This is a genomic window from Clostridium sp. CAG:221, from assembly GCA_000435835.1.
GTDB lineage: Bacteria > Bacillota > Clostridia > Clostridiales > Clostridiaceae > Clostridium.
The window spans coordinates 42,653-69,092 of the sequence record FR883429.1; the positions used below are offsets into that span (position 1 = coordinate 42,653).

Sequence of the window (26,440 nt, forward strand, 5' to 3'; positions counted from 1 at the left end):
AAAGCTTGTCTAAAATTAACGCTTTATTTTCTCCATTTCCTATAATAAAATTCTTTTTTATTATATACTTGAGCCTTCACATTTTCAACCATTTATAGGATATGCCCTACATTTCCATGGTAATGTTACTTTAACTTACTATTATATTATTTTCATTCCACTTTTCAGTACTAAAAAATAATGAGTTATTATAAAAGAAAAAAGCTAGATAATATTTAACAGCATATTACCTACCAAATATTATCTAGCAGCCTTATTTTAAATTCTATTCCTTCTTTCCCTTACTTTTAATATATAAATACATACTATTTATTAGGAATATTATTCCTGAAAAGAATAACACTATTGACCATTGCATTAAATTCAATGAAACAGTATTAAATACTGACTTTAGAAAAGGTATATATAAAATACTACATATCATGATAACAGAAACACATACAGCTCCTAATAAATATGGGTTAGAAAAAATCTTAATTTCAAATATAGAATGTCTCTCAGATCTACATTCAAAAACATGCAATAATTGAGACATTACAAGTGTACATAATGAAATAGTCCTACAAGTTGCCAAATCCATACCAAAAAGCCTAGCAAGTTCAAAAGAAAATAATGTACATACACCAATAAGGCATCCTCTTACTATTATCTTTTCCCATAGTCCTCTGGCAAATATACCTTCACTCTTTGCACGTGGTTGCTGCATCATAATATCCTTATCTGGTGGATCTACACCTAAAGCAATGGCTGGAAGACCATCAGTTGCCAAATTAACAAATAAAATTTGTATTGGAGTCAATGGATTAGGTAAGTAAAATATAGATGCTAAAAACATTGTAAGAACTTCTCCTAAGTTACATGATAGTAAATATCTAATAAATTTTCTTATATTATCATAAATGATTCTACCTTCTTCTACAGCAGATACTATAGTTGCAAAATTGTCATCAGTTAGTATCATTGCAGCTGCTTCTTTAGTTACATCAGTACCTGATATTCCCATTGCTATACCTATATCTGCTTCCTTTATTGCTGGTGCATCATTAACTCCATCACCAGTCATTGCAACTATATTATTATTCTTTTTAAATGCTTTTACTATCCTTAACTTATGATTTGGTGATACCCTAGCAAAAACCCTTACTTTCTTAACTGCCTCTTCCAAAGCATCATCACTGATTTTTTCAAGTTCTTCTCCTGATAAGCCTTGATCATTACTATTGCATATATTTATGCTTTTTGCAATGGCCAATGCAGTGTTTTTATGATCTCCTGTTATCATAACAGGTTTAATTCCTGCCAACTTACATTTCATTACAGCATCTTTCACTTCTGGTCTTGGAGGATCCATGCTGCCTGCAACACCTATAAATATTAAATTATTTTCTACATCTTCTGATTTCTTTATATCTTCTTTTTTATATGCTGCTGCAATACACCTTAAGGCTTTATTGGACATGCTATCTATATATGAAGATATCTGCTTCTTTTTTGCCATGGTCATAGGCTTTACTCTGCCATTTTCTAAAATATAATTGCACTTATTTATAACCCTTTCTGGTGCTCCCTTCATATAACAAGTTTCACAATTATCCTCCTTCATTATTACAGTCATCATTTTCCTAGTAGAATCAAAAGGAATTTCATAAACTCTTTTAGCTTTTTCCACAAAGTTTTTCATTTCCTTAACATCTTTAAAAAATGCACTTATAAGTGCTGTTTCTGTAGGGTCTCCCATCAGTGCTTTTTCTACTTTGCTGACGTTATAGTCATAGTTAGTATCATTACAATATACAAATGCTTTTTTCAGCATTTCATAATTACTTGGCAATTCTCTATCTAATTCATATATTCTTCCATTTATAAAGATTTCCTTAACAGTCATTTTATTTTGAGTTAAAGTACCAGTTTTATCAGAGCATATTACTGATGTACACCCTAATGTTTCTACTGCTGGCAGTCTTCTTACAAGTGCATTTCTTTTTAACATTCTATTTACACCAAGTGCTAATGCTACTGTTACTATAGCCGCTAACCCTTCTGGTATTGCTGCCACTGCTAACGAAACTCCAAGTAAGAACATTTCCGTAATATCATTACCTCTTATTATTCCTAAGATAGTTACTACAGCACAAATAACTAAACAGGCAATTACAAGAATCTTTCCTAATGAATTTAATCTTTCTTTTAGTGGTGACCTTTCTTCCTCTATATTATCCAAAAGATTAGCTATTTTACCCATTTCTGTATTCATACCAATAGCATCAATAAGTATCATACCTCTTCCTTTTAAAATTATTGTCCCCATATATCCATGATTTTTATCTTTCGTAGTATCTTTAGAAACTCCTACAGACTCTCCTGTAAGCAATGATTCATCCACTACCATATTAGAAGCATCAATAAACTTACCATCTGCTGGTATTCTATCTCCTGCTTCTACCACCACTACATCACCTAAGGTCAATTCCCTAGACGTAATTACTTTTAAACTTCCATCTCTAATAACCTTACATGTGGGAGCAGCTAATTCCTGCAATGCTTCTAATGATTTTTCCGTCTTAAACTCTTGAACAAATCCTAATATAGCATTGACAAACACAATTATTAATATGGTTACTGCATCTGCCTTATCTCCCATTATACCTGATATAACTGTTGCAACTATTAAAACCCAAACTATAAAATCATTAAATTGAGATAAAAAAATTAATATGGCTGATTTATTCTTTTTATGTTTAAGTTCATTATAACCATATGTTTGTATCCTCTTTTCTGCTTCCCTAGTTGTTAGTCCTCTTGTGAATTCTCTTTCCTGAATCACATCTTCTCCTCCCATAAAATAACTCTTCTATAAATATATATTAAATCCAATATAAATTAAGAATTAAAAATTATGAATTTCATCGATTTTTAATTTTACATTTTTAATTATTTACAACCTTTATACTTATGCGATAAAATATTGTCATATGCTTATTTTTAGAAAATACAAAGGAGGCAATTGATTTGAAAGATATAATATATGTAACTGGTCATAAAAATCCAGATTCAGATTCTATATGTGCAGCATATTCTTATGCTGAATTTAAAAATCTAACAGGAGATACAAAAGCTGTTCCTGTAAGACTTGGTAACGTAAGCCAAGAAACACAATTTGTTCTTGATTATTTTGGTGCTAAAGCTCCAGAATTATTAAAAACTGTAAGACTTATGGTTGAAGACTTAAACTTCGATAAAATAAATCCAGTTTTACCTACACTTTCATTAAAATCTGCTTGGAATGTAATGAAAGAAAACAACATGAAGACATTACCTGTTGCTGATGAAAACAATCACTTATTAGGTGTTCTTTCTGTTTCTAATTTAACTTCTTGCTACATGGACATGTGGGACAACACAATATTATCAAAAAGCAATACTACGTTAGAAAACATATTAGATACACTTTCAGCTACAGCTTGCTATATAAATGAAAACTTAAAAACATTCCCAGGCAAAATAGTAGTTTCTGCTATGGATCCAAAGAGCATGGTTGATCATATAAATGCTGGAGATATTGCTATCGTTGGTGATAGAGAGGAAGCTCAAGTAGCATTAATAGATAAGAAAGTATCATTAATGATTGTAACAGGTTCTCATACACCATGTGAAAACATCATTACTTTAGCTAGAGAAAATGGCGTTACTGTAATAGTTACTACTCATGACTCATTCACAACTTCAAGACTTATTGTACAAAGCGTACCTGTTGAATATGTAATGGCTAAGGAAAATATCGTATCATTTACTAATGATGACTTAGTGGACGATATAAAAGATGCTATGGCTCAAACTAGATTCAGAAGCTACCCAGTAACTGATGAAAATGGTAGAGTTTTAGGAATGGTTGCTAGATACCACTTAATTTCTAAACACAAGAAAAAAGTTATCCAAGTTGACCACAATGAAAGAGGTCAATCTGTTGATGGATTAGAAGATGCAGAAGTATTAGAAATCATCGATCACCACAGAGTTGCTGATATTCAAACAAGCAATCCTATCTTCTTTAGAAATGAACCAATAGGAAGTACTTCTACAATAGTTGCTAAATGCTTCTTTGAAAGAGGTTTAACTCCATCAAAAACTGCTGCTGGTTTATTATGTAGTGCTATAATCTCTGATACATTATTATTCAGAAGCCCTACTTGCACACCTCAAGATGAAGAAATCTGTAGAAGACTTGCTGAAATAGCTGGTATTTCATCTGTTGAAGATTACGCTAAAGAAATGTTCAAAGCAGGAACTTCATTAAAAGGAAAAACTGTGGAACAAATCTTCAATCAAGATTACAAACCATTCTCAATTGAAGATATCAAAGTTGGTATAGCACAAGTTAATACAATGGATATTGATGGATTTATGCCATTAAAAGAAGAAATGTTAGCTTACATGAATGAAAAAGCAAAAGAATCATCATTAGATATGGTTATGTTATTATTAACTGACATAATCACTGAAGGTTCTCAAGTTCTTGTTGTTGGTGAAAGATCTGACATAGCTGAAAAAGCATTCAATGCAACACTAGTAGACAATACTGCTTTCCTTCCTGGAGTTCTTTCAAGAAAGAAACAAGTTGTACCGCCAGTAACAAACGTAATAACAAATGCTTAAAAAATAAGAGATGCTTTGCATCTCTTATTTTTTACCTATTAATTATTTAAGTAATTGTATTATTTGCTCTGGTGCAGAATTAGCCTGTGCCATCATAGATTGAGCTGCTTGTAATAATACATTACTCTTTGCATTTTTAGTAATTTCCAAAGCCATATCAGTATCTCTTATTTTTGATTCAGATGAAATAGTATTTTCAGCTGAATAATTTAAATTATTAACTACATATTGTAATCTGTTTTGATATGCACCTAAAGCTGATCTTTGAGTAGATACTTTTTTAGTAGCTTCATCAATTATTCCTATTGCATTTTGAGCATTTTTTGCAGTAGTTACATCTAGTGAACATTCTACATTATAATTTCCTTCACCATCATCAACCTCATATACAGTTCTAAATCCATCACCTACTCCAACTAAACCTAAACCTTTTGCTGTCATTTCTCCTATAGAAACTAGCATTGATTGATTTTCATTAGAACCAACTTGAAGACTTATTTCAATATCCTTATTATAAGAATTACCATTAAATATTTCTAATTTACTATGTTCACCTTTTGTAGTTGATGTAATCACTAATTTATTATTACCATCTTTTGTTAATTCTACTCCATGTAATTTGTTTTGTGTTTGAGTTATAATGGCATCAACTAACTGTTCAGCATTTGTTACACCTTTTATATCTATTCCTATAGCTTTACCCTTATATGGTTCATCATCTGAATCATAAAACTGTATAGTTTGTCCATTAATACTCATACCTGCATCTACTAGAGCTTTTATATCATCTAATGTTGCTGCTACATTAGAAAAATCTATTGTAGTTGAAGCTCCCTTAGCCGGTATATCTTGCTTTCCTATAGTTGTTCCATTACCAACTGTGTTTCCCGTATTAACATCAGTAATTGTTAATCCATTGCTTGAAGAGTCAATTCCTGTAACTTTCATTTCTGCATTCGAAACTGTACCGTTACTATCTAAAGCTTCAATTATAATTTGACTTCCTTTATTATAAGCTTTAAATTCTCCTCTTAATGTAGCATTACTATCTATTTGTTTTTGAAATAATTCAGCAGTAGATTTTGCTACTTTCTCAACATCACTAGCTGCAATAGTCCCATTATCAGTATTTGTAATTGTAATATTACCGCCTGTAATTACCCCTCCATAATTAGCATATTGAATATGACCTACATTATTAGCTTTATCAGAAACGTATCTTACTGATAAAGCTACACCCTTAAGTTCAAAATTAAATCCATCTGGTTGTGGCATGATACTACTTGATAAATTAGAACTTATTGTAACTCCAACTTTCATTCCTTTGGTTACGGCATCATTCCCTTTTGTGTGAGTAACTTCCGTACCATTAAAATCTAAGTTTATTGCTTTTATTCCTTTGCCATCTCCACCTGTTAATAATTTTTTAGTATTATACTCTGTATTATTAGCAATTCTATTTATTTCTGAAGTAAGGCTATTAATTTCTTTTTGAATAGCATTTCTATCACTTTCATTGTTGGTATCATTAATAGACTGTACAGAAAGTTCTCTCATTCTTTGAAGAATTGAGTTAGTTTCATTTAATGCCCCTTCAGCTGTTTGAATTAATGTAATTCCATCTGCTGCATTTCTTGAAGCCTGCTCTAATCCTCTAATCTGTGATCTCATTTTTTCAGAAATAGAAAGCCCTGCTACATCATCTCCAGCACTGCTTATTCTTAATCCTGAACTTAGCTTCTCTATTGATTTAGAGGAGGCTTTATTATTTATTTTCATATTTCTTTTTGAGTTCATGGCACCCATATTATGATTAATTTTCATTATTTCTTCCTCTGTTATCTAAAATTTCTCTCTATGTTTATTGTCGAAAAAACCCTTATTAAATTAATAGTTTATAAAAAAATAATGGATAAAATTTATTTTAAATTTTATCCATTATTTTTTATCTAAGATTATTTATCATTTCCCACATTTCATCAGCAGCTGTAATTCCTTTAGAACTTAGTTGAAAAGCTCTTTGAGTTACTATCATATCTGTCATTTCTTGTGAAAGATCCACATTGGAAGCTTCTAAATATCCTTGATACATATCGGCATCTAAAGTTCTATATACTTGAACTCCATTTAACTCTTTAAATAAATTATCTCCAACAGACGTAAATGCATCATTGCCTACTGCTGTATATACTGCAATTTCTCCAACCTTTTCAAAGTTACCATTGTTTTCTGCAAATATTTCCCCTTTTTTATTTATAGTAAAATTATCAGCTGTAAGACCTGTATTATTTTGTGAATACCCATTTGCATACTGAACCTCTAAAATATTCCCATTAGCAGTTACAAGTCTTCCATAAGAATCTAATTTAAAACTGCCATCTCTAGTATAATACTCTGTTCCATTACTGGAAATCACTTTAAAATATCCTTCACCATCTAATGCCAAATCAGTTTTTTGATTTGTTGTTTGTAAACCACCTTGGCTATTATCTTTAGTAAAATTACCAGCTTTAACTCCACTTCCTACTGTAGCTGTTTTATCATTTAATGGATTTCCCCATTCATCTAATGAAGATGAAATTAAATCCTTAAAACCTGCATTAACTTTTTTATATCCTGTAGTATTTACATTTGCTATATTATTTGATATTACATCTAATTTCTCTTGATTAGCATTAAGTCCTGATTTACTTGTCCATAATGTTGTTAACATCTATATATCCTCCTACACTTTACCTATGCTGTTAGCAGCTAAATCTAAAGTACCATCTATCATCTTAAAGATACTTTGACTACTTTGGAAATTACGCATTGTACTCATCATATTAACCATTTCATTTGTTACATTAACATTAGACCCTTCCAAATAACCTTGATGTGTGTTTACTACAGAATCCATAATAGGATTTTCTCCTGTATAATAATTATCTCCTACTTTTTTTAATGTACTATAATCTTCAAAATCAGCTGTAACCATTTGATAATTAGCTAATCCCTCAACATTTAAAATATTATTTGCTCCTAATGTATATTGATTATTGCCTACAAAAATAGGTTCCATTATCCCTGTATTCATATTTCTTCCCATTACAGAATCTCCTGAAGTAGTCTTTAAAGTTCCATCAGCTCCCACAGTAAAATCTCCATCTCTTGTATACAAATATTCATTACCTTTTTGAACTACAAAGAACCCTCTTCCATTTATAGCAAAATCCGATGAATCTGATGTACTTTTAAGTCCACCTTGAGTAAATGATTTTTGTACTGTATCAATGGCAGCTCCCAAACTCAAACTACCTATTACACCATTTTCTCTATTACCTATGTATACTTCATTAAAACTCTTAGTAACTAAAGATTCTGATTTATATCCATTTGTATTAGCATTAGATAAATTATTTGTTATTGATGTTTGCTGATTTTCTAAAGTAATCATTGATGATAATGATGCATATAAACTTCTAATCATTAAATATATCCTCCTCATTAGCTTCTGTGGTGCTATTAGTAGTAGCATCATTACTTGAAGAATTATCATTTTCAAAAAAAACCTTACATTCATCTTCATAATGCATTCCCATAGCTCTTGCTGCTTTTTCTATTTCTGCATTTGACATTTTATTAGTGCCAGATAAAAATAATATTAATGTAGATATAATCATTCCAATTCCAATTCCCATTAAAATCTTTTTATCTCTAAATATATAAATACTTTCTTTTATTGATTGTATAATCCTCTTACTAATAATACTTCACCCTTTCCTATACTAAGTGAACTACATATTTCTTCATCACTTTTTCCTTCATCAATCATCATTTTAATATTTTCAAACTTACTATCATTACCATGATTATCCTTTAAATTATTAAAATTAATTTCAGAAATTATATCTTTATCTATACAATCTCTTTTTATATCGTTATCTAATTTCACTTGCTTTATATTCTCTTTTATATTTACATTACTATTTTCTATATTAAAAATTTCAGTTCTTAATTCTTGAATTTCTTTTTGTAAATCAAGAATACTTTCCGCCATATCTTTTCTCATATCTACAAATTTCATATCATAGTCTGTAAATTCTTTTTCTTCATTTTTTAGAATATTAGCAAAAGAGCCTCCATCATCGGCTCTTTCATTTTTTATATCTCTATTAACAACTATTAAAACTATTCCTATAACTATAAGTAAAATATGTATCACTTTTTATACCTCTATGTAATTTATTTTTTGAAGCATAACCCTTAAATTCTTAATAGCTCTACTATGTAACTGACAAACTCTCGATTCAGATACCTCTAGTACTTTACCTATTTCTTTTAATGTCAAGCCCTCATAATAATAAAGATTTAATATTGTTCTGTCTTTTTCTTTTAATTTTTCAATACATTCAGCTAATATTTCTACTTTTTCTTTATCTTCATAAGAATCATGAGGACTTGGGCTATTTTTATCTTCAACAATTCCCATAACAGTTAATTCATCATCTTCTGAAAATAGAATTCCTTCTAAAGATACTACTGACATAAAATTAATATATCTTTCGATATCAGCAACTTCTGACACAGTTATATTTAAATATTCAGCTATTTCATCTATGATTGGTTCTCTAAGTAACCTATTTTGCAATGCATCAATAGCTTCATTATACTTTGCTAATTTATCCATTGCCCCTTTAGAAATAGGCCTGGCTTTTCTTATCTGATCTATCATTTCACCTTTTATTCTTATTGATGCATAAGATGAAAATTTTATTCCCTTATCTGGATCAAATTTACTTATGGCATCCATTAACCCTATCATTCCATAACTAACTAAATCTTCATACTCTATATAAGTACTCCTTCCAATCATTATTCTAGACGCAATATATTTTACTAAAGGAATATATTGTTCCACTATTTTTTCCTTATTATCTATATTAGTCCAGCTCATTGTTACCCCTCCTTAGTTAGCTATAATTTTTGCATACATAATACATCTAATCTTCCATTTATTTTTAATTTAAACTTGGCCATTTCCATCTCCTCCTAAGAAAAAATATCAAATAACTTATTAAATAATCCTTTTGCACCATTTCCTCTTATAGAACTTTCTCTACCCATAATTTTTTCTGATACATGCACTATGGATTTTGCTGCTTCAGATTTAGGATATTTTATTACTATAGGAATTTGATTTCTCACTGCCATGGTAATATGCTTATCCTCATATATACATCCCAAATAACTTGGATATCCATTTAAAAATTTTCTAGTTGCTAAGTCAAATTTATTAAATGTTGATTTTCCCTCTGTTTCACTTATAACTCTATTAATTACTATATTAACATGAGTTTCTATTTTAAAATGCTTAAGTGCTTTAAATAGGCTATATCCGTCCGTCAATGATGTAGGTTCTGGTGTTAAAATAAATATAGCTTCATCAGAACTAGCAATAAAAGCAAGAACTGTTCTACTTATTCCAGCACCTGTATCAATTAATATATAATCATATCCATCAATTCTATCTATTTCTGAAATAAATCTTTCTCTTTGTTCTTCTGTCAAATCTTCAATATTATTTATTCCTGTTCCTCCAGGTAGTAAGTGAATTCCATGTGGTCCTTCAATAATTCCATTTTCAATTGAAACTTCACCATTTATAACATCCATAATATTGTACTTATGATATATTCCCATTAATACATCATCATTTCCCATACCAATATCAGCATCAAAAAGCAATATTTTTTTCCCTTCTTTTGCAAGAGCTATTGCTAAGTTTACTACAAAATTACTTTTACCTACTCCACCTTTTCCTGAAGTTATAGTTATAATTTTTGATTTTTCATTTAATCCACTACTTTTACTAGCTAATTGTCTTAAAATTTCTGCCTGGTCCATCATATTGAATCTTCTCCCATTATAAGCTTAATAATTTCATCTTTACTTGGAACCCTTATGTCATTTGGTACATTTTGACCTGTAGTTAAAAAAGCTACCGGCTTATTACTTTCCTTTAATATGGTATGTATAATTCCATATGATGAAGTTTCATCTAACTTTGTAATAATAAGCTTTTCGTAATCTATTTGCTCATAACCTTTAAGTATCATCTTTACATCTTTGTTTTTAGTTGTACTACTCATAACCATAAGAGTATGATCTGGATTAGCTTTTTGAACAAAAGCTCTTAGTTCTGAAATCTGCATATTATTCTTACTGCTTCTTCCAGTGGTATCTATTAATACCACATCTAAATCTGTCATGGAATTAATTGCTTCTTCCATTTCTTTTATGGTTATAACAACTCTAAATGGTATATTCATTATTTCTGCATAAGTTTTAAGTTGTTCTACAGCTCCAATTCTATAAGTATCTATGGTGATTAACCCAACTTTTTTCTTATCCATAAGAGCTAATTTTCCTGCTAATTTTGCTATTGTGGTGGTTTTTCCTACACCTGTAGGTCCAACCAACACAACTCTACCATTTATATCTTCATTTGATATTTGTACTACCTCTGACAAATAACTTTTCATGGCTTCTTCTTTATCTTCAGCTTCATTCCAAACTCTTCTAAACTCTTCTAAATAAACAGGATTTAAATCAAGACTATTAACATAATTTAATAATAAATCTTCATTATCTTCACCTTTAGTATTATTTAATATCTCATTTAAAATACTCTTCATTTCTTTAACTTCATCTTCAAGAACATTTTTCTCTTCTTCTTTAGGTTTTACAACATCCTTATTCATTATTGCTTTAATACTTTCAACAGATTCCTTTAACACATCACTACTTGCAAAAGTACTTTGTGGTTTTTGTGTTTTCATTGGTTCTGTAGTGTTTTCTAAGGCTGCTGTAACTTCTATAAGCTTAGGTGAAAAGTATTTTTTAAATCCTGATTGTCTTATCTTTCTTTGACTTATAATTATTGCATCTTTTCCTAGTTCATATCTAATTCTCGTCATAGCCTCATTCATATTTTTAACTACATATTTTTTTATTATCATTATAAAGCTACAACTCCTTCTGTTCTTATTTGTACATCATTTGGTATTTCATTTAAAGAAAGTACCATAACATGTGGAAATACCATTTCTATAAGTTTTCTAAATACTGGTCTTATATTAGGTGATACCAAAATAATTGGTTGATTATTATAGAAATAAACACTATCTATTGTTTGACGTATTTTTTCTAAAATTCTTGTAGTTGTTTCTGGATCAACTGACGGGAATGATCCTTGCAGAGATTTTTGTGTATTATTTGCAATTATATTTTCAATTTGTGGATCTAATGTGATCACTGTAACAGTTCTATTTTCATCTACTACCGTATTACATATGGTTCTTGCCATAGCAAATCTTACATATTCAGTTAATAACTCTATATCCTTAGTATTTCTTGAATTATCTGCTAAAGATTCAAAAATTGTTACAGTATCCTTTACTGGTACCTTTTCTCTTAATAAATTTTGTAATACCTTTTGTACTTCACCGATGGTCATTAAATCAGGTATAAGTTCCTCTACAACTGTGCTATACTTCTCCTTCATATTATCAACTATCATCTTAACTTCTTGACGTCCTAATAATTCATGTGCATGAGATTTTATAGTTTCAGTTAAGTGAGTAACCATTACTGTTATTGGATCTACCACTGTAAATCCTCTTATTTCAGCTTCTTCTTTTTGATCTGCATTTATCCATACAGCTGGCAGACCAAATGTTGGTTCAATAGTTTTAATTCCTGGCATAGTGCCACCTTCTCCTGATGGATCCATACAAAGAAGCATGTTTGGCATCAATTCAGAGGAAACTATCACTGTTCCCCTAATTTTTAATATGTACTCATTATTTTTAAGCTGTAAATTATCCCTTATTCTAATAGGTTGTACAATTATACCCATTTCAATGGCACACTGTCTTCTAACTGAAGCTATTCTTTGTAATAAATCTCCACCATTTCTTTCATCAGCTAAAGGTATAAGACCATATCCAATTTCAACTTCCATAGGTTCTACAGAAATTAAATTCATAACATTCTCAGGTTCTTTTCTTATTTGCTCTTCTTGCTCTTCAACTTCTTGAACCATAGCAACTTCTTGTTTCTTTTCCTCTTCCTTTATAAGCATAAATGATAATCCACCCATAGATGCCCCTGCCAATGCAAATGGTACTGTTGGCATTGATGGTATTATTGCAAAGGCAAACATTATTGTTGCTGCAATTCCAAGAGCCACTGGGAAAGCTGATAACTGAGTAGTTAAAGTTTTACCGAAATTATTTTTTGAATTTGATCTAGTTACAAGAATACCAGCAGCAGTAGAAATAAGTAATGCTGGAACCTGACTTACAAGCCCATCACCTATTGTTAAAATAACAAAACGACTAGCTGCCTCTCCAGCTGACATACCCATTTGAGTAATACCAATTATAATTCCACCTAAAACATTTATTACAGTAATTATTATACCTGCTACAGCATCACCTTTAACAAACTTAGATGCCCCGTCCATGGTTCCATAAAAATCTGCTTCAGACTGCAAATCAGCTCTTCTTTTTTTAGCCGTTGCTTCATCTATTAATCCTGAATTTAAATCAGCATCAATACTCATTTGCTTACCAGGCATTGCATCTAATGTAAATCTTGCAGAAACTTCTGCAACTCTAGTAGACCCATTAGTTATAACAAGAAACTGTATTATCATAATTATTAAGAATATAATAACTCCAACAACATAATTTCCACCAACTACGAAATCACCAAAGGCAGTAATTATACTTCCTGCATCACCTTTACTTAATATAAGTCTTGTAGAAGAAATATTAAGCCCCAATCTAAATAAGGTAACTACCAATAGTAATGTTGGGAAAACTGATAATTGTAGTACGCTTGTGGTAAACATAGTAATCATTATTACAATAATTGATAAAGTTATGTTGAGTGCCAGTAAAATATCTAAAGCTATTGATGGTAATGGTATTATTATCATAAGTACAATACCAATTACCCCAAAAGCCACCAACACATCAAGATTTTCTTTTAAATTAAACTTTCTATCGATAGCCAATTTCATCAATCCTTTTAATTATCTTATTTTTTCATTTTATATATAGCCACAAGAATTTCAGCTACAGCTTGATACATTTCCTGTGGTATTTCTCTGTCCAATTCTACCTCTTTATAAATCATTCTTGCTAAAGGTTTATTTTCTATTATTGGAACATCATTTTCCTTGGCCTTTTCCTTAATTCTAATGGCTAAATGATCTATTCCCTTTGCAACCAATTTAGGTGCATTATTCTGTCCATCTTCATACTTTATAGCTACAGCTATATGAGTTGGGTTGGTAATAACTACAGTGGCATCTCCCACGGCATTCATCATACCTTGAGTTATCATGGCTCTTTGTTTTTGCTTTATCTTAGCCTTTACCTGTTGATCCCCTTCCATCTGCTTATATTCATCCTTTATTTCTTGCTTAGACATTCTAAGTTCTTTATTATGGAACCTAAATTGAATAAAATAATCAGTAGCTGCCAGCACTATTAAAAGTATTACTATTTTAGTAAATAAACCAACAACTATCTGTTTTATTTCACTACCTATACTTGAAACATTTAATGTTGATATATGAAGAATATCATTATAATTATCTTTCATATAAGAATATCCAATGTAAGTAACAATAGTTACCACCAATAGATTCTTTAAAAGGTCAAAGGCACTTTTCTTAGAAAACATATTTTTAATACCATTTAAAGGATTAAGCTTTTTTAAAGAAGGTTTTAATGGTTCTCCAGTTAATAAAAATCCTGTTTGCATTAAACTAGCTACTATTCCTGCAACCATTATAGGTATTACTACCAATATAACTGTTGAAGCAAATTTAGTAAAAGAATTACTTGCAATTGACTTTAATAAACCATCTGTCAACTCCATAGAGCCTACATTGCTTAAATAATAAATTATTATTTCTTTAAAGTTATTAATTATCTTATCACTTAAAGTCATAATCACCAATAAAGTTGCTATGGTAGTAAGAGCAATTCCTATATCTTTACTTTTAGCAATTTGACCTTTTTTTCTAGCATCAGACTTCTTTTTAGGAGTAGCTTCTTCTGTTTTATCATCTGACATAAAAATAAGTGCTACAGGAGCTACATTTAATATTCTTCTTATAACTGAAGGTAAATAACTTAAAGCACCTATAAAAACTTTATTTATTATCGCTATAGAAAGTGTAATCATTAATAACCCTACTATCATCTTTACAGGCATACCTAAAATCATTACATTTATTTGTGGAACTACTCTAGATACTAATCCCATACATATATCTGTCATTATAATTATAATAACTATAGGTAATGCAATTTTTATTCCCATAAAGAAATATTCTATTATTATCTGCATACTTTCCATCATAGATTCTGATGAAATTATTGATGAACCTACAGAAACAACTGAAAAACTTTCTATTAATGACTTAATGATCAAATGATGTGCATCTGTTATAAAAAATAATACTAAAGTACAATATTCAAGTAACTTTCCTGTTACAGTGGTAGTTGATGATGCACTGGCATCTGCCAGTGACAACATACTAAATCCTATATGAAGATCAATCCAACTTCCAGCAAGCTTTAATATTTGAAATAAACTTTTAGTTACAAGTCCTAAAAGTGCTCCAGTAATCCCTTCGTTTAAAAAATATATCAGTAGCTTATTATTATTATTTATAATTTCCATACTTACATTGGAAACCGTTGGTTCAATTGCAAAAGCTAAAATCATTGGAATAGCTAATTTCAGTACCTTTGGTGTTCCACTTGGAAAAATAATATTAAAAACTATAAAAAATGCTGATAATCTTACGAAGATAAACATAACAGTAAAAATAATTGCTGAATCTATCATTTATCCCCCTAAGATATCTTAGTAATGATATTATATATATTTTCTGTATATTGAACCATAGTTTTTGATATCCAAGAAGCTAAAAATAATCCTATTGCACATATTCCTAACAATTTTGGAACAAAAGTTAAAGTTTGTTCCTGTATTTGGGTTGTTGCTTGAATTATACTTATTATAAGACCTATAATTAATGCAGCAGCTAAAAAAGGTCCTGCCACCTTTATTACTGTCATTATAGATTCTTTTATTATTCCATTTAATAACGCTTCACTCACTTTTATTCACCTCACGAAAAACTTGTAATTAATGATTTTACAATTAAATTCCATCCATCTACCATTACAAATAATAACAATTTAAATGCCAAAGATATAACTGTTGGTGGAAGCATCATCATACCCATAGACATAAGCACACTGGCTACTATCATATCTATTACCATAAATGGTACAAATAATAAAAATCCTATTTGAAATGCTGTTTTTAATTCACTTATGGCAAAAGCAGGAACAATAGAATATAAAGGAATATTTTTTCTTGTTAATTCTCCACTATTAAGCTTTGCGGCATCAACAAATAATTCCAAATCCTTTTGCCTTGTTTCTTTTAACATAAAATCCTTTATTGGATTAGATGCATTTTCAAGTGCTTGCTCAAAAGTTATTTCTTCATTTGAATACGGCTTTAATGCAACTTCATTTATTTCTGTATATACTGGTTGCATTATGAAAATAGTTAAAAAAATAGCTAATCCAACTAAAATTTGACTAGGTATTGATTGCTGCGCTCCTATGGCATTCTTTAATAATGAAAAGACCACCGTTATTCTAGTAAATGATGTAAACATTATTATAAATGATGGTAATAATGTTAACATTGTAAAAAATATAAGTATTTTTATACTATCCACATAATCTGCTGGAGTATCTCCACTACTAACAGATAAATTAAAATGTGGCGATGCAAAAGCTTCCTTTGGAATCATGAAAGTAATTGCTATTATAAAAAACACTATTAATTTATAAGCTTTTTTATTTTTCATATTTATTTTTCCTTTTCTTTAGTTTATTTATTACTTCCTCAAAAGGCTTTATAATATTATTAAAAGCTTCTTTATTTTTTTCAATTTCAAATTTCTTTAAAACTTCAATCTCATTTAGCTCTTCTTCAGTTAGCTCTTTTATAAATTCACCTTTAGAAGGTGATACTGACATTACATATGCTTTTTTTCCTATCTTTATTATTTGTAAAGATACATCTTTTGATAACTGAGTTCTTTCAATTACTCTTATAGTTTTTCTTGAATTTACCTCATTTAATTTGCTTTCATTAAATTTTAATAGTAAGAGCATTAAAAGTATAAGAACTATTAATGTTCCTATAATTTTAATACTCATCAATACAAATTCCATATATATGTACTTCCTATTATTGAACTAAAAGTTCATTAAATTTAATATCTATAATAGTTCCAGATTTTAAATTTGAATTTAATCTTTGTACTAAATCTCTCTTTAAATTAACTTCATTATCAGCAGTAAAATCTGAAGTTTTTAAAGATTTTAAATAAAATATTGCTGAATCTCTTAAAGCAACAAGCTTAGTAGTAATTTCTTCTCCTACTTCTGTATTAGCACTGTCATAAGTAACAGTAGCAGTCATTTGCACATATTTTTTGCTACCTTCATCACTTAAATTTACAAGCAATTGCCCTAATTCAGTATAAGCTTCTACTATTGGTGCTTCTTCAGAATTTGCCTTTGACATACCATAATATACTCCAGCAAAAACTCCTCCACCTAGCAGTAATAATGCTACAACTATAATAATAATTAGTTTACCTTTACCTTTTTTCTTTTCTTCTGCCATTTCTTACTCCTTATCATCAGCTATAATTAAAATATTTACTCTTCTATTTTTAGCCATATTTTCTTCAGTATCATTAGGCACCACTGGATGATGTTCACCATATCCTGTAGCACTTAATCTTTTTGGATCTATGCCTGTATTTTCAACAAAATATTTTACTACATTTACAGCTCTATCCACTGACAATTCCCAGTTAGAAGGGAATTCTGCTGTAGAAATAGGTCTATTATCAGTATGCCCTTCTACTACAATAGTATTATCTATAGAAGATAATAATTCTGCAATAGATGATAATACTTCCTTGCTATCTTCTCTTAAAGTTGATTTTGAAGTTTCAAAAAGTATACTTTCTCTAACTTGAATGGCAACACCTTGTTCAGTTTCAATTATTTCCACTGATGCTTCTAATTCATGCTCCTTAACAAATTTACTTACTTGATAGTACATACTTTCTTCAATATTTTCACCATCTACAGTATCTGTTGGTGTTTCTCCACCAATTAAAGGAACATCACCATTATATAAATTATATTCTAAAATACTATCACCAACTTCACCTGCCATTACACTTCTGAAAGCTTGAGAAAGTGCTCTCATTTTAGCTTCATCAGTAGAAGACATTGCATATAAAAGAACAAAAAAAGTCATCAAAAGAGTAACACAATCAGAGTAGGTAGCTAACCATTCATCACCGCTTGGTTCATCACGCTGTACTTTTTTCCTTGCCATAACTTATGCAACTCCTTCTGTATTTTCTGTATTACTATTTATATATTCTAATCTTTCTTTTGCAGATAAATAAGTTAAAAGTTTTTCTTCTACAATTCTTGGGTTAACACCTGATTGTATTGCTAAGATACCTTCTAACATCATAGTTCTTGTACCAGTTTCTAATGCACATTGTCTTTTTAAATTTGCACCTATTGGATTACAAAAGTAATTAGCTAAGAATGAACCATAGAAAGTTGTAAGAAGTGCAACTCCCATACCAACAGCTATACTTTGAATATCATTTAAGTTTTGCATCATTTGAACTAGCCCTATTAATGTACCTATCATACCAAACCCTGGAGCGTATCCACCCCAAGCAGTATACATACCTGCCACATTCATTCCTCTATTTTCAGTTTCATATATATCTAATTCTAATATTTCCTTAATAGTTTCCGGCTCAATACCATCAACAACCATTTGCATACCCTTTTTTAAGAATGGATCTTCTAAATTACTTATATCTTCTTCTAAAGATAGTAAACCGTCTTTTCTTGCTCTTTGTGAAAGATTTGAAAACTGTACTATTATATCTTTTTGAGAAGCACTACTTTCTTTAAATGCATTACCAAGACTTCCAAACATCTCTTTTATTTCATCCATAGTATATGTGATAAATAAAGCACTTAAAGATCCTCCAACACATATGAATATTGATGGAATATCAATAAATATACTAAAAGGACCTCCAGAAACAATTCCATATCCTATTAAGGCAGCTCCAAGTACAAACCCAGCCGGCGTCATAATATCTGTTTTCTTCACATCAATTTCCCCCTAAATTCTATACGTAGCTATTCTATTTTTATATCTTATAACCTTATCTTTTACTTCATGTATAGTTTCTAAAACAATATACTTTTTCCCATTGGTAAGTGTTATTAAAGTTTCAGGAACTTCTTCAATCTTTTCTATATGATCTGCATTTAAAGTAAATTCTTTATTATTCATTGCTGTTAAATCAATCATACTAACACCTTTCTTGCTTATTGAATTACCAATAATGAATCAATTAAAAATAATTAACTCATTTTTGGTAATTCAATTTTTTACTATAATTTATGAGCTGAATGATAAATTAAATTTAATCCATCATTCATTGCTCACAATTAATAATTTACAAACTATCTCTTTAAATTAATTATTTCTGAAAGAATTTCATCACCTGTAGTGATTGTTTTTCCTGCTGCTTGGAAAGCTTTAGTAGCAACTATCATATCAGTAAATTGTTCTGCCATATCTACTCCTGACATTTCTAAATATCCTTGAAGAATATCTCCATATCCTGAGCTATTCCTATTTGCACTATTTTTACCACTTGAAATTATTGCTGCTCCTGAACTTCCTGATGGTTCATACATATTATTTCCTATTTCAGTTAAACCAACTTCATTTTTAAAACTTGCCATGGCTATTTGACCAAGAGCTGTTATTTCACCAGTTTCTAATACACCTGTTATTAATCCATCAGCAGATATATTAAAGCTCTTTACTGCAACTGGAGTTTTACCTCCTTTACCATCATCTTTAAGAACTTTATCAGGTATCTTTAAAGATACTAATTTATTATCTATAGCTTTTGTTTGATTATTTGATTCCACATATAACACTTTTCCATCATCTTCTATATTATCACCAGTTTTATTAGTAACTGGATCTGTAGTTTCCATAGCAAACCCTAAAACTCTATAACCTTTTGATGTTAAAAGATTACCTTCATTATCTAATACAAAAGAACCATCTCTTGTATATGCCACTGAACTATTAGCTGGCATATTTCCTATTCCATTATTTGCTATTGTTATAGAGTCATTAGCATTTCCTGTAAGTGCTGGCCCTGTAGCTACCATAAAGTATCCACTTCCATCTACTGCCACGTCAAGAGCTCTTGATGTTGATTGCATTGAACCTTGAGACATTATTTTATCAATACTTGAAATTTGTGCTCCAAGACCTATTTGCTTACCATTAACACCTCCTAAAGAATCTGATGCTGCACTGGCACTACCTAATGTTTGACTTATTGTAGTACTGAAATTTACTCTTGACCCTTTAAATGCTGTTGTACTTACATTGGCTAAGTTATTACCTATAACGTCTAACTTAGTTTGATTTACTTTCATTCCTGAAATCCCTGAATATAACGATCTTAACATAAATATTTCCTCCTAAAAATTTTCCATTTGTTTCTTGCTTCTATCTTTCCACAAGACAAGGCCTCCATATTTGGTCCAGCCTAATAAATTTTTATAATATAACTACACTATCTATATTGGTAAAAACATTATTTTCTGCTCTTTCTTTCTCTACAGCAGTTATTATTGTTCTATTTTTTATATTAGCTATTAATGCCACATCCTTATATATAAATACTGCATTTTTAGCACCCTTTTCTTTTGCTAAATCAAAACCATTATTTATCACATTCATATCATCTCTTGAAAAGCTTATTTCATTGAATCTTTTACAAGCATGTTTAGATAAAATAAATCCTTCATTTTCTGTCTTTACATTATTTAATACATCATTAAAGCTAACTTCCCCTGTATTACCATTAGTTAATTTTGATTCACTTTCCAGGTTAAAAAAATTACCTACAGCATATGCTCTTCCATTAACTATTCTATACCCCATAACTCACCTTCTTTTGTTATATTGGAGTATCTTGCACCTTTTCAACTAAACTATAGTCGTAAGTCTTTACCTCTCCATCTAAAAGCTTAACTTTAATATTTATAGCACCATTTTCTCTAGATACAGACATAACTTGTCCTGTTACCTTTTCATTATTACCATTTTCTTTACTTTCAGTAAGTTCCACATATTTTCCTATATAAGAACTTGCTGTCATCATCGCAATATTTGTATTCATATTATTTAAAGCTGAAAGTGATGAGTCTCCTACATCTAAAACCGTTTGAATACTACTCATTGGAACATCAATATACTTTGTTTGATTATCCTCATAAACCTCTATTGATACTGTATAACTCGTCCCATTGTTTCCACTTACACCTCTAACTATACCAGTATAAGGAATACCTTTATTATCAAGAACATTAACTGTAACACCTTTACCTACTAAGTTATATGCTGCTGAATTAGACATTGTAGTATTTAAATTAGACATTTGTTCCATAGTTGAAAACTGTGCTAATTGTGATATGTATTGTGTTGAATCTGTATCAGCCGTTGGATCTAAATTAGATAATTCTGCCACTAATATTTGTAAAAATGCATTTTTATCTACACTTCCACCTGCTTCAACAATTGAAGTTCCTCTATCAGTTTTTCCTCCAACAGTATAATTACCACCAGCTCTACTTTGCCCTGAAATTGTACTTATATCTGACATATGTATTCTCTCCTATGCTAATAAGTTAACATTAGAAATTTCTTCTGAAATTTCTTCATTTTCTTCTTTATGTATATTTATAGAATCATTATCTTCTACAAAATAATTTTCTTTATTTCTTTCATCATTAAATTCATTACTAAAACCTTGTCCACTATAATAAGTAGTATCTTCATATAAGCCAATATTTACTTCTTTAATAATTAAACTTTCATTGCTTAAATGCTTTTTAATTTCTTCCATATTAGAATTTAACAATGTATATGTTTCTTTAGATGTTGATTTAATATCTGCCTTCATTATTCCATCTTCAGATATTATCTTTATGGTTATTTCACCTAACTCCTTAGGATATATCTTTACAGTAAGTTGCTCCACTTGATTTTTAACCATATACTTAACATTAGAAACCACATCAGTAGCTACTGTTTCTCTTGAAACTGCCACAGGTTTCACCTCTGATATTAGACTTGAAGCAACATCATTTTTACTATTTAAAACTTCTGTAAATATAGGTGTGTCTTCAACTATGTAATCTTCAACTTTATTTATGTCTTCATCCATTGTCATAAGCTTGGCTAAAATATCTTCTTCACCTTTTTGCTCACCATTAGATTTATCTATATTAAATACCATCTTTAACATTTCAACACCTTGTGAAGTATCCTTTTTGCTTTCGCCTTTAGAACTATCCACAACTTCTATAAATTTATCCTTTTTAATTTCATTGCCATCTTTATCGCACAAAACAGTTAATATTTTATCTATATTATCTGTTGTAACAACTTTATCTTCTTCTAAATTTAAAGTTTTAACAATTTCTTTAATAGGCAAATTGATTATATTAGATGATGTTTCTTCATTTAAATCTATATTTTCTAACACATTAGAGTTATTGTTATTTATTAGCTCTGATGAAATATTTAAATCAGCAATTTCACTTAAATAATTTATATTTTTTAAAGTATTGATACAATCTAAACTAGAAGTATTGCCAGATTCTAAATAAATTTTTATAGGTAAATTACTATTATCAATAACTGGAATATTTAATGCTTGAAGTAATACCATTACTTCTTCAATTATTTCCTCCTTAGTTCCATTTTCAATTTTTTCAATAACTTCAGTTTTATCTATAGCTTCATTTATATCTTTAGATACATTTTCAACAGTTGTTTTGTTATCTTCTGTAGTTTTAGAAAGAGAATATTCCTTAGAACTCATCACTGATTTAAAATTACCATTACTGCTTTTATTTTCAGTTTTAACTGAATTATCACCATTAACATTACTGTTATTATCAACTTTTCCAATATTGGCTATTACAGCATTTAAATTACCTAAATCCATGTTCTTTCACCTCCTTTCCAATCTTTCTCATATGAGCATATAGTGCAAATTCATCATTGGCTATTTCTTCTTTTCTTTTTTCATCTGCCATAAACTGATTAAATCTCTTTTCTCTTAATATATCTACAGTTTTTCTTTCAATTTGCCTAACCTTTAATTGCTCTCTTCTATAATCTACTTCTTTTTGTTTTTTCTCTATTTCTATTTCAGTTTGTTCAATACCTTTATTTAAAGCTATTAAATAATTTTTCTTTAATTTTTGATATATAACAGTTTCTCCTGCTGCAATTCCATTATATTGTTTATACTTATCATTAAGATCATTTAACTTATTAATGGACTTTTGCAGTTCCTGCTGACTATTATTAAAAAGCTTCTTACCTTCTTCTTCTCTTGTTTTTCTCATTTCTAACAATTTCTCAAGAGAAAATTTAAATCCATTTGCCAAAATTAATCTCTCCTAAAATTATCATCCAAATATAGCAAATAAATTATTTAAATTATCTGCAAAAGTTGTTTTTTCATCAATTCCTTGCTTTAAATAAGCATTAATACTATCATTAAATTGAATAGCCAAATCTATCTTTTTACTGGAGCCCTTAACATACGCTCCTAAATTTATAAGGTCTTCTGATTCCTTATAAGTAGCAAGTAAGTCTCTTGCTTGCGATGATACTGCTTTATGCTTATCATCAGCTATTTGAGACATTAATCTACTTACACTATTTAATACATCAATGGCTGGGTAATGATTCTTGTGAGCCAATGCTCTTGACAGAACTATATGACCATCAAGTATACCTCTTACTGTATCTGCAATAGGCTCATTAAAGTCATCACCATCAACTAGTACCGTATAAAAACCTGTTATGGAACCAACATCTGATGTACCAGCTCTTTCTAAAAGCTTTGGTAACTTAGCAAAAACTGACGGTGTATACCCCTTTTGTGCTGGTGGCTCTCCAATGGCAAGTCCAATTTCTCTTTGCGCCATGGCAAATCTTGTTACAGAATCCATCATAAGAATAACTTTCTTACCTTTATCTCTAAAGTATTCTGCTATGGCAGTGGCTGTTAATGCACCTTTAACTCTTTCTAAGGCTGATTTATCAGAAGTAGCACAAACTACCACTGATTTTTTCATCCCTTCCGGTCCCAAGTCTTTTTCAATAAACTCAAGAACCTCACGGCCTCTTTCCCCAATTAGACATATAACATTAACATCTGCCTCTGCTTCTCTTGCAATCATTCCTAATGTTGTACTCTTACCTACTCCTGAACCTGCAAAAATACCTATTCTTTGTCCATCACCACAAGTTAGAAAACCATCAATAGCTCTTACTCCTGTAGGTAGTATATCCTTTATTCTTTTTCTTTTTAATGGATCTGGTGGTTGATTTTCTAAAGGATATGGTGTTCCAGTTAAAAGTTCTCCACCATATATTGGTTTACCTAAACCATCTAATACCATTCCCATTAAATCATCAGAACACTGTACTTCAAGAGGTCTTCTTTCAGGAACAACTATACATCCTGGAGATATACCTACAAGTTCACCTAAAGGCATTAATATGACTTTGTTATTTTTAAACCCTACCACTTCACAACTTACAGGATTATTATAAACATTATATATAGTGCAAACTTCCCCAACAAAAGCTTTTATTCCCTGCACTTCAATGGTAAGACCTATAACTTCACTTACTATGCCTTCACAGTAAGTAGTATCTATTTCATTAACTCTTTTCCTAATTAAATTAAAATCTATATTAAGCATCTTCTTCACCACAAAATTCCTTTATAGATTCTTCTAATTTTTCTAAGCTAACATCTAAACCAACTACAACTTTACCTGTACTTTTTTCCAAAACTGCATTTCCAAGTTCCATTAATGGATCTTCAAGAACTAGTATTTCCCCAGAAATAGCATATGACTTTTTCCACTCATTCACTTTAGACTCAATGGCCACAATATAGTTTCCATTACATTTTATAACTATATTTTCTTCACCTCTAAATTGCTCCAGTACAGGATTAATTAAGCTTATAACACTTTCATCATTTTCAAAATTTTTATTTGTTATAATCTTTGCCATTTCCAATGAAAGTTTCACTATTTCCTTCTCTTTTTTTATTTTATAATCTTCCACTTGCTTTTCAGCACTTAATAAAATTTCTCTAGCTTTTTTTACAGCTTCTTCTATGATACTTTTAGCTTCTTCCTTTGATTCTGCATATCCCTGCTTATTGCCATCTTCATATCCATTATTTACACCTTGAGAATATCCTTTTTCATAAGCTTCTTTTTCAATATTTTTTGAATATTGAAAAGCTTCCATAATAATATGATCAGAATCTTTTCTTGCCTTATCTAATATACTTGCGCCAATGACTTCATAGCTTTTAATTTGACTATTTTCAATTTCTTGAAAATGTTGCTCTTCTTCAGTAACAACACATTCTGTTACTATTTCAATATCACCTTTAACAGATGTATTACTAGATTTTATAAGATTACATGATGAGTGCATCTTCTCCACCTCTTGAAATAATTATTTCTTGTGCATCTTCTAATCTTCTAATAACAGCTACAATTTGTTGTTGTGCTTTTTCAACATCAGTTAACCTTACTGGTCCTAAGTATTCAATATCCTCTTTTAATGAAGCTGCTGCTCTCTTAGATTGATTTTTATAAATAACATTTGCCACTTCTTCTGAAGCTCCCTTAAGAGCAAGAGCAAGCTCTTTAGTTTCAACATCTCTAAGAATTCTTTGAATTGCCACATCATCAAGAGTAAGAATATCTTCAAATACAAACATACAGCTTTTGATTTTCTCTGCAAGCTCATAATCTTGTTCTTGTAAGCTTTCAGTTATATTCTTTTCAGTTGTTCTATCAACTTGATTTAATATACCTACTAAAGTATCTATTCCACCTAATACTGTAGTTTCAGTTTTAACAATAGTAGATAACTTATCATCTAATACTTTTTCTATTTCTCTAATAACATCTGGTGATGTAGTATTCATAGTAGCTATTCTTAAAGCTACTTCACTTTGAATTTCCTCAGGTAGCTCAGCAATTATCTGAGCTGCCTTTTCCACTTGTAAATAGCAAAGTATTAATGCAATGGTTTGAGGATGTTCATAATTAATGATATTAAGTATTTGCTGAGCATCTGCCTTTCTTGCTATGGCAAAAGGTCTATTAAGTTGTGATGCTTCTGCTACCTTGTTTAATATTTCCCCTGCTCTTTGTGGTCCTAAAGCTTTAGATAGTAATTCTTTAGCATAGTCAAGTCCACCTTCTAGAAGATAATCTTTAGCCTTATTCATTTCTAAAAACTCTTGTAATATGCTATGTCTTTGCTCTGATGTAACAGTTGAAATATTTGCTATTTCATAAGTTATCTTTTGTATTTCAGTTTCAGGTAATCTTTTTAAAATATCTGCTGATGCTTCTGGCCCTAAAGTAATAAATAATAGAGCTGACTTTTGAATACCTGTTAATTGTTTTTTCGCCATTTA

Annotated in this window: 27 protein-coding genes; 1 reads left to right on the forward strand and 26 read right to left on the reverse strand. The window is 29.9% G+C overall.

Going from position 1 to position 26,440, the window contains the following annotated elements; genetic code table 11:
- Nucleotides 1–265: 265 nt before the first annotated feature.
- Nucleotides 266–2,824 carry a calcium-translocating P-type ATPase, PMCA-type gene (locus Q5O44_RS14575; RefSeq protein ID WP_022169184.1) on the reverse strand — a complete coding sequence of 853 codons (2,559 nt, stop codon included), beginning with the start codon at nucleotides 2,822–2,824 and terminating at the stop codon, nucleotides 266–268.
- Nucleotides 2,825–3,009: 185 nt separating this feature from the next.
- Here Q5O44_RS14575 and Q5O44_RS14580 point away from each other — a divergent pair, with 185 nt between their 5' ends.
- The gene (locus Q5O44_RS14580; protein ID WP_022169185.1) at nucleotides 3,010–4,653 is read left to right on the forward strand and encodes a putative manganese-dependent inorganic diphosphatase; all 1,644 of its coding nucleotides are present in this window, start codon (nucleotides 3,010–3,012) and stop codon (nucleotides 4,651–4,653) included.
- A 42-nt stretch (nucleotides 4,654–4,695) separates the two neighbouring features.
- Here Q5O44_RS14580 and Q5O44_RS14585 read toward each other — a convergent pair whose 3' ends face one another.
- From Q5O44_RS14585 to fliG, 25 genes are all read right to left on the reverse strand, one after another.
- The gene (locus Q5O44_RS14585) at nucleotides 4,696–6,477 is read right to left on the reverse strand and encodes a flagellin (RefSeq protein WP_022169186.1); all 1,782 of its coding nucleotides are present in this window, start codon (nucleotides 6,475–6,477) and stop codon (nucleotides 4,696–4,698) included.
- A 121-nt stretch (nucleotides 6,478–6,598) separates the two neighbouring features.
- Nucleotides 6,599–7,366 (reverse strand): flagellar hook-basal body complex protein, encoded by a 768-nt coding sequence (locus Q5O44_RS14590; RefSeq protein WP_022169187.1) that lies wholly within the window; start codon nucleotides 7,364–7,366, stop codon nucleotides 6,599–6,601.
- Nucleotides 7,367–7,378: 12 nt separating this feature from the next.
- Nucleotides 7,379–8,122, reverse strand: coding sequence for a flagellar hook-basal body complex protein (locus tag Q5O44_RS14595; protein ID WP_022169188.1), 744 nt, complete (start codon nucleotides 8,120–8,122; stop codon nucleotides 7,379–7,381).
- Nucleotides 8,115–8,333: a hypothetical protein gene (locus tag Q5O44_RS14600; protein ID WP_022169189.1), complete on the reverse strand. Its 219-nt coding sequence runs from the start codon at nucleotides 8,331–8,333 to the stop codon at nucleotides 8,115–8,117. Before Q5O44_RS14600 ends, Q5O44_RS14595 begins: the two co-directional genes overlap by 8 nt.
- A 38-nt stretch (nucleotides 8,334–8,371) precedes the next feature.
- Nucleotides 8,372–8,857, reverse strand: a complete 486-nt coding sequence (locus tag Q5O44_RS14605) for a hypothetical protein (RefSeq protein ID WP_022169190.1) — start codon at nucleotides 8,855–8,857, stop codon at nucleotides 8,372–8,374.
- Between the two features lie 3 nt (nucleotides 8,858–8,860).
- A complete protein-coding gene (locus Q5O44_RS14610) occupies nucleotides 8,861–9,589 on the reverse strand; it encodes a FliA/WhiG family RNA polymerase sigma factor (RefSeq protein WP_022169191.1) in 729 nt (242 codons plus the stop codon).
- A gap of 95 nt (nucleotides 9,590–9,684) precedes the next feature.
- Complete coding sequence (locus Q5O44_RS14615; protein WP_022169192.1) at nucleotides 9,685–10,542, reverse strand: MinD/ParA family protein; 858 nt, start codon at nucleotides 10,540–10,542, stop codon at nucleotides 9,685–9,687.
- Complete coding sequence (flhF, locus tag Q5O44_RS14620) at nucleotides 10,539–11,654, reverse strand: flagellar biosynthesis protein FlhF (protein ID WP_022169193.1); 1,116 nt, start codon at nucleotides 11,652–11,654, stop codon at nucleotides 10,539–10,541. Before flhF ends, Q5O44_RS14615 begins: the two co-directional genes overlap by 4 nt.
- Nucleotides 11,654–13,717, reverse strand: a complete 2,064-nt coding sequence (flhA, locus tag Q5O44_RS14625) for a flagellar biosynthesis protein FlhA (RefSeq protein WP_022169194.1) — start codon at nucleotides 13,715–13,717, stop codon at nucleotides 11,654–11,656. Before flhA ends, flhF begins: the two co-directional genes overlap by 1 nt.
- 23 nt (nucleotides 13,718–13,740) lie before the next feature.
- Nucleotides 13,741–15,567, reverse strand: coding sequence for a fused FliR family export protein/FlhB family type III secretion system protein (locus Q5O44_RS14630; protein WP_022169195.1), 1,827 nt, complete (start codon nucleotides 15,565–15,567; stop codon nucleotides 13,741–13,743).
- An 8-nt stretch (nucleotides 15,568–15,575) separates the two neighbouring features.
- On the reverse strand, nucleotides 15,576–15,842 hold the full coding sequence (locus Q5O44_RS14635) for a flagellar biosynthetic protein FliQ (RefSeq protein WP_022169196.1): 267 nt from the start codon (nucleotides 15,840–15,842) through the stop codon (nucleotides 15,576–15,578).
- Between the two features lie 11 nt (nucleotides 15,843–15,853).
- Nucleotides 15,854–16,609, reverse strand: coding sequence for a flagellar type III secretion system pore protein FliP (gene fliP, locus Q5O44_RS14640; protein ID WP_022169197.1), 756 nt, complete (start codon nucleotides 16,607–16,609; stop codon nucleotides 15,854–15,856).
- Nucleotides 16,599–16,979 (reverse strand): flagellar biosynthetic protein FliO, encoded by a 381-nt coding sequence (locus Q5O44_RS14645; RefSeq protein ID WP_022169198.1) that lies wholly within the window; start codon nucleotides 16,977–16,979, stop codon nucleotides 16,599–16,601. The genes fliP and Q5O44_RS14645 overlap by 11 nt, the downstream gene beginning before the upstream one ends.
- Before the next feature lie 16 nt (nucleotides 16,980–16,995).
- Nucleotides 16,996–17,436: a flagellar basal body-associated protein FliL gene (gene fliL / locus Q5O44_RS14650; protein WP_022169199.1), complete on the reverse strand. Its 441-nt coding sequence runs from the start codon at nucleotides 17,434–17,436 to the stop codon at nucleotides 16,996–16,998.
- Nucleotides 17,437–17,439: 3 nt separating this feature from the next.
- Nucleotides 17,440–18,165 (reverse strand): flagellar motor protein MotB, encoded by a 726-nt coding sequence (locus Q5O44_RS14655; protein WP_022169200.1) that lies wholly within the window; start codon nucleotides 18,163–18,165, stop codon nucleotides 17,440–17,442.
- A gap of 3 nt (nucleotides 18,166–18,168) precedes the next feature.
- Nucleotides 18,169–18,972, reverse strand: a complete 804-nt coding sequence (locus Q5O44_RS14660; protein WP_022169201.1) for a motility protein A — start codon at nucleotides 18,970–18,972, stop codon at nucleotides 18,169–18,171.
- A gap of 12 nt (nucleotides 18,973–18,984) precedes the next feature.
- Nucleotides 18,985–19,176, reverse strand: coding sequence for a flagellar FlbD family protein (locus tag Q5O44_RS14665; protein WP_022169202.1), 192 nt, complete (start codon nucleotides 19,174–19,176; stop codon nucleotides 18,985–18,987).
- Between the two features lie 155 nt (nucleotides 19,177–19,331).
- A complete protein-coding gene (locus tag Q5O44_RS14670) occupies nucleotides 19,332–20,363 on the reverse strand; it encodes a flagellar hook-basal body complex protein (RefSeq protein WP_022169203.1) in 1,032 nt (343 codons plus the stop codon).
- A 91-nt stretch (nucleotides 20,364–20,454) separates the two neighbouring features.
- Complete coding sequence (locus Q5O44_RS14675; protein WP_022169204.1) at nucleotides 20,455–20,841, reverse strand: TIGR02530 family flagellar biosynthesis protein; 387 nt, start codon at nucleotides 20,839–20,841, stop codon at nucleotides 20,455–20,457.
- A gap of 16 nt (nucleotides 20,842–20,857) precedes the next feature.
- Nucleotides 20,858–21,562 (reverse strand): flagellar hook assembly protein FlgD, encoded by a 705-nt coding sequence (locus Q5O44_RS14680; protein WP_022169205.1) that lies wholly within the window; start codon nucleotides 21,560–21,562, stop codon nucleotides 20,858–20,860.
- Between the two features lie 12 nt (nucleotides 21,563–21,574).
- Complete coding sequence (locus tag Q5O44_RS14685) at nucleotides 21,575–22,912, reverse strand: flagellar hook-length control protein FliK (RefSeq protein ID WP_022169206.1); 1,338 nt, start codon at nucleotides 22,910–22,912, stop codon at nucleotides 21,575–21,577.
- Nucleotides 22,899–23,360: a flagellar export protein FliJ gene (fliJ, locus tag Q5O44_RS14690; protein ID WP_022169207.1), complete on the reverse strand. Its 462-nt coding sequence runs from the start codon at nucleotides 23,358–23,360 to the stop codon at nucleotides 22,899–22,901. The genes Q5O44_RS14685 and fliJ overlap by 14 nt, the downstream gene beginning before the upstream one ends.
- Before the next feature lie 21 nt (nucleotides 23,361–23,381).
- Entirely contained in the window at nucleotides 23,382–24,689 is a 1,308-nt protein-coding gene (fliI, locus tag Q5O44_RS14695; protein ID WP_186835482.1) for a flagellar protein export ATPase FliI, read from the reverse strand.
- On the reverse strand, nucleotides 24,682–25,443 hold the full coding sequence (locus Q5O44_RS14700) for a FliH/SctL family protein (protein WP_022169209.1): 762 nt from the start codon (nucleotides 25,441–25,443) through the stop codon (nucleotides 24,682–24,684). The genes fliI and Q5O44_RS14700 overlap by 8 nt, the downstream gene beginning before the upstream one ends.
- On the reverse strand, nucleotides 25,427–26,437 hold the full coding sequence (gene fliG, locus Q5O44_RS14705; RefSeq protein ID WP_022169210.1) for a flagellar motor switch protein FliG: 1,011 nt from the start codon (nucleotides 26,435–26,437) through the stop codon (nucleotides 25,427–25,429). Before fliG ends, Q5O44_RS14700 begins: the two co-directional genes overlap by 17 nt.
- Nucleotides 26,438–26,440 lie beyond the last annotated feature (3 nt).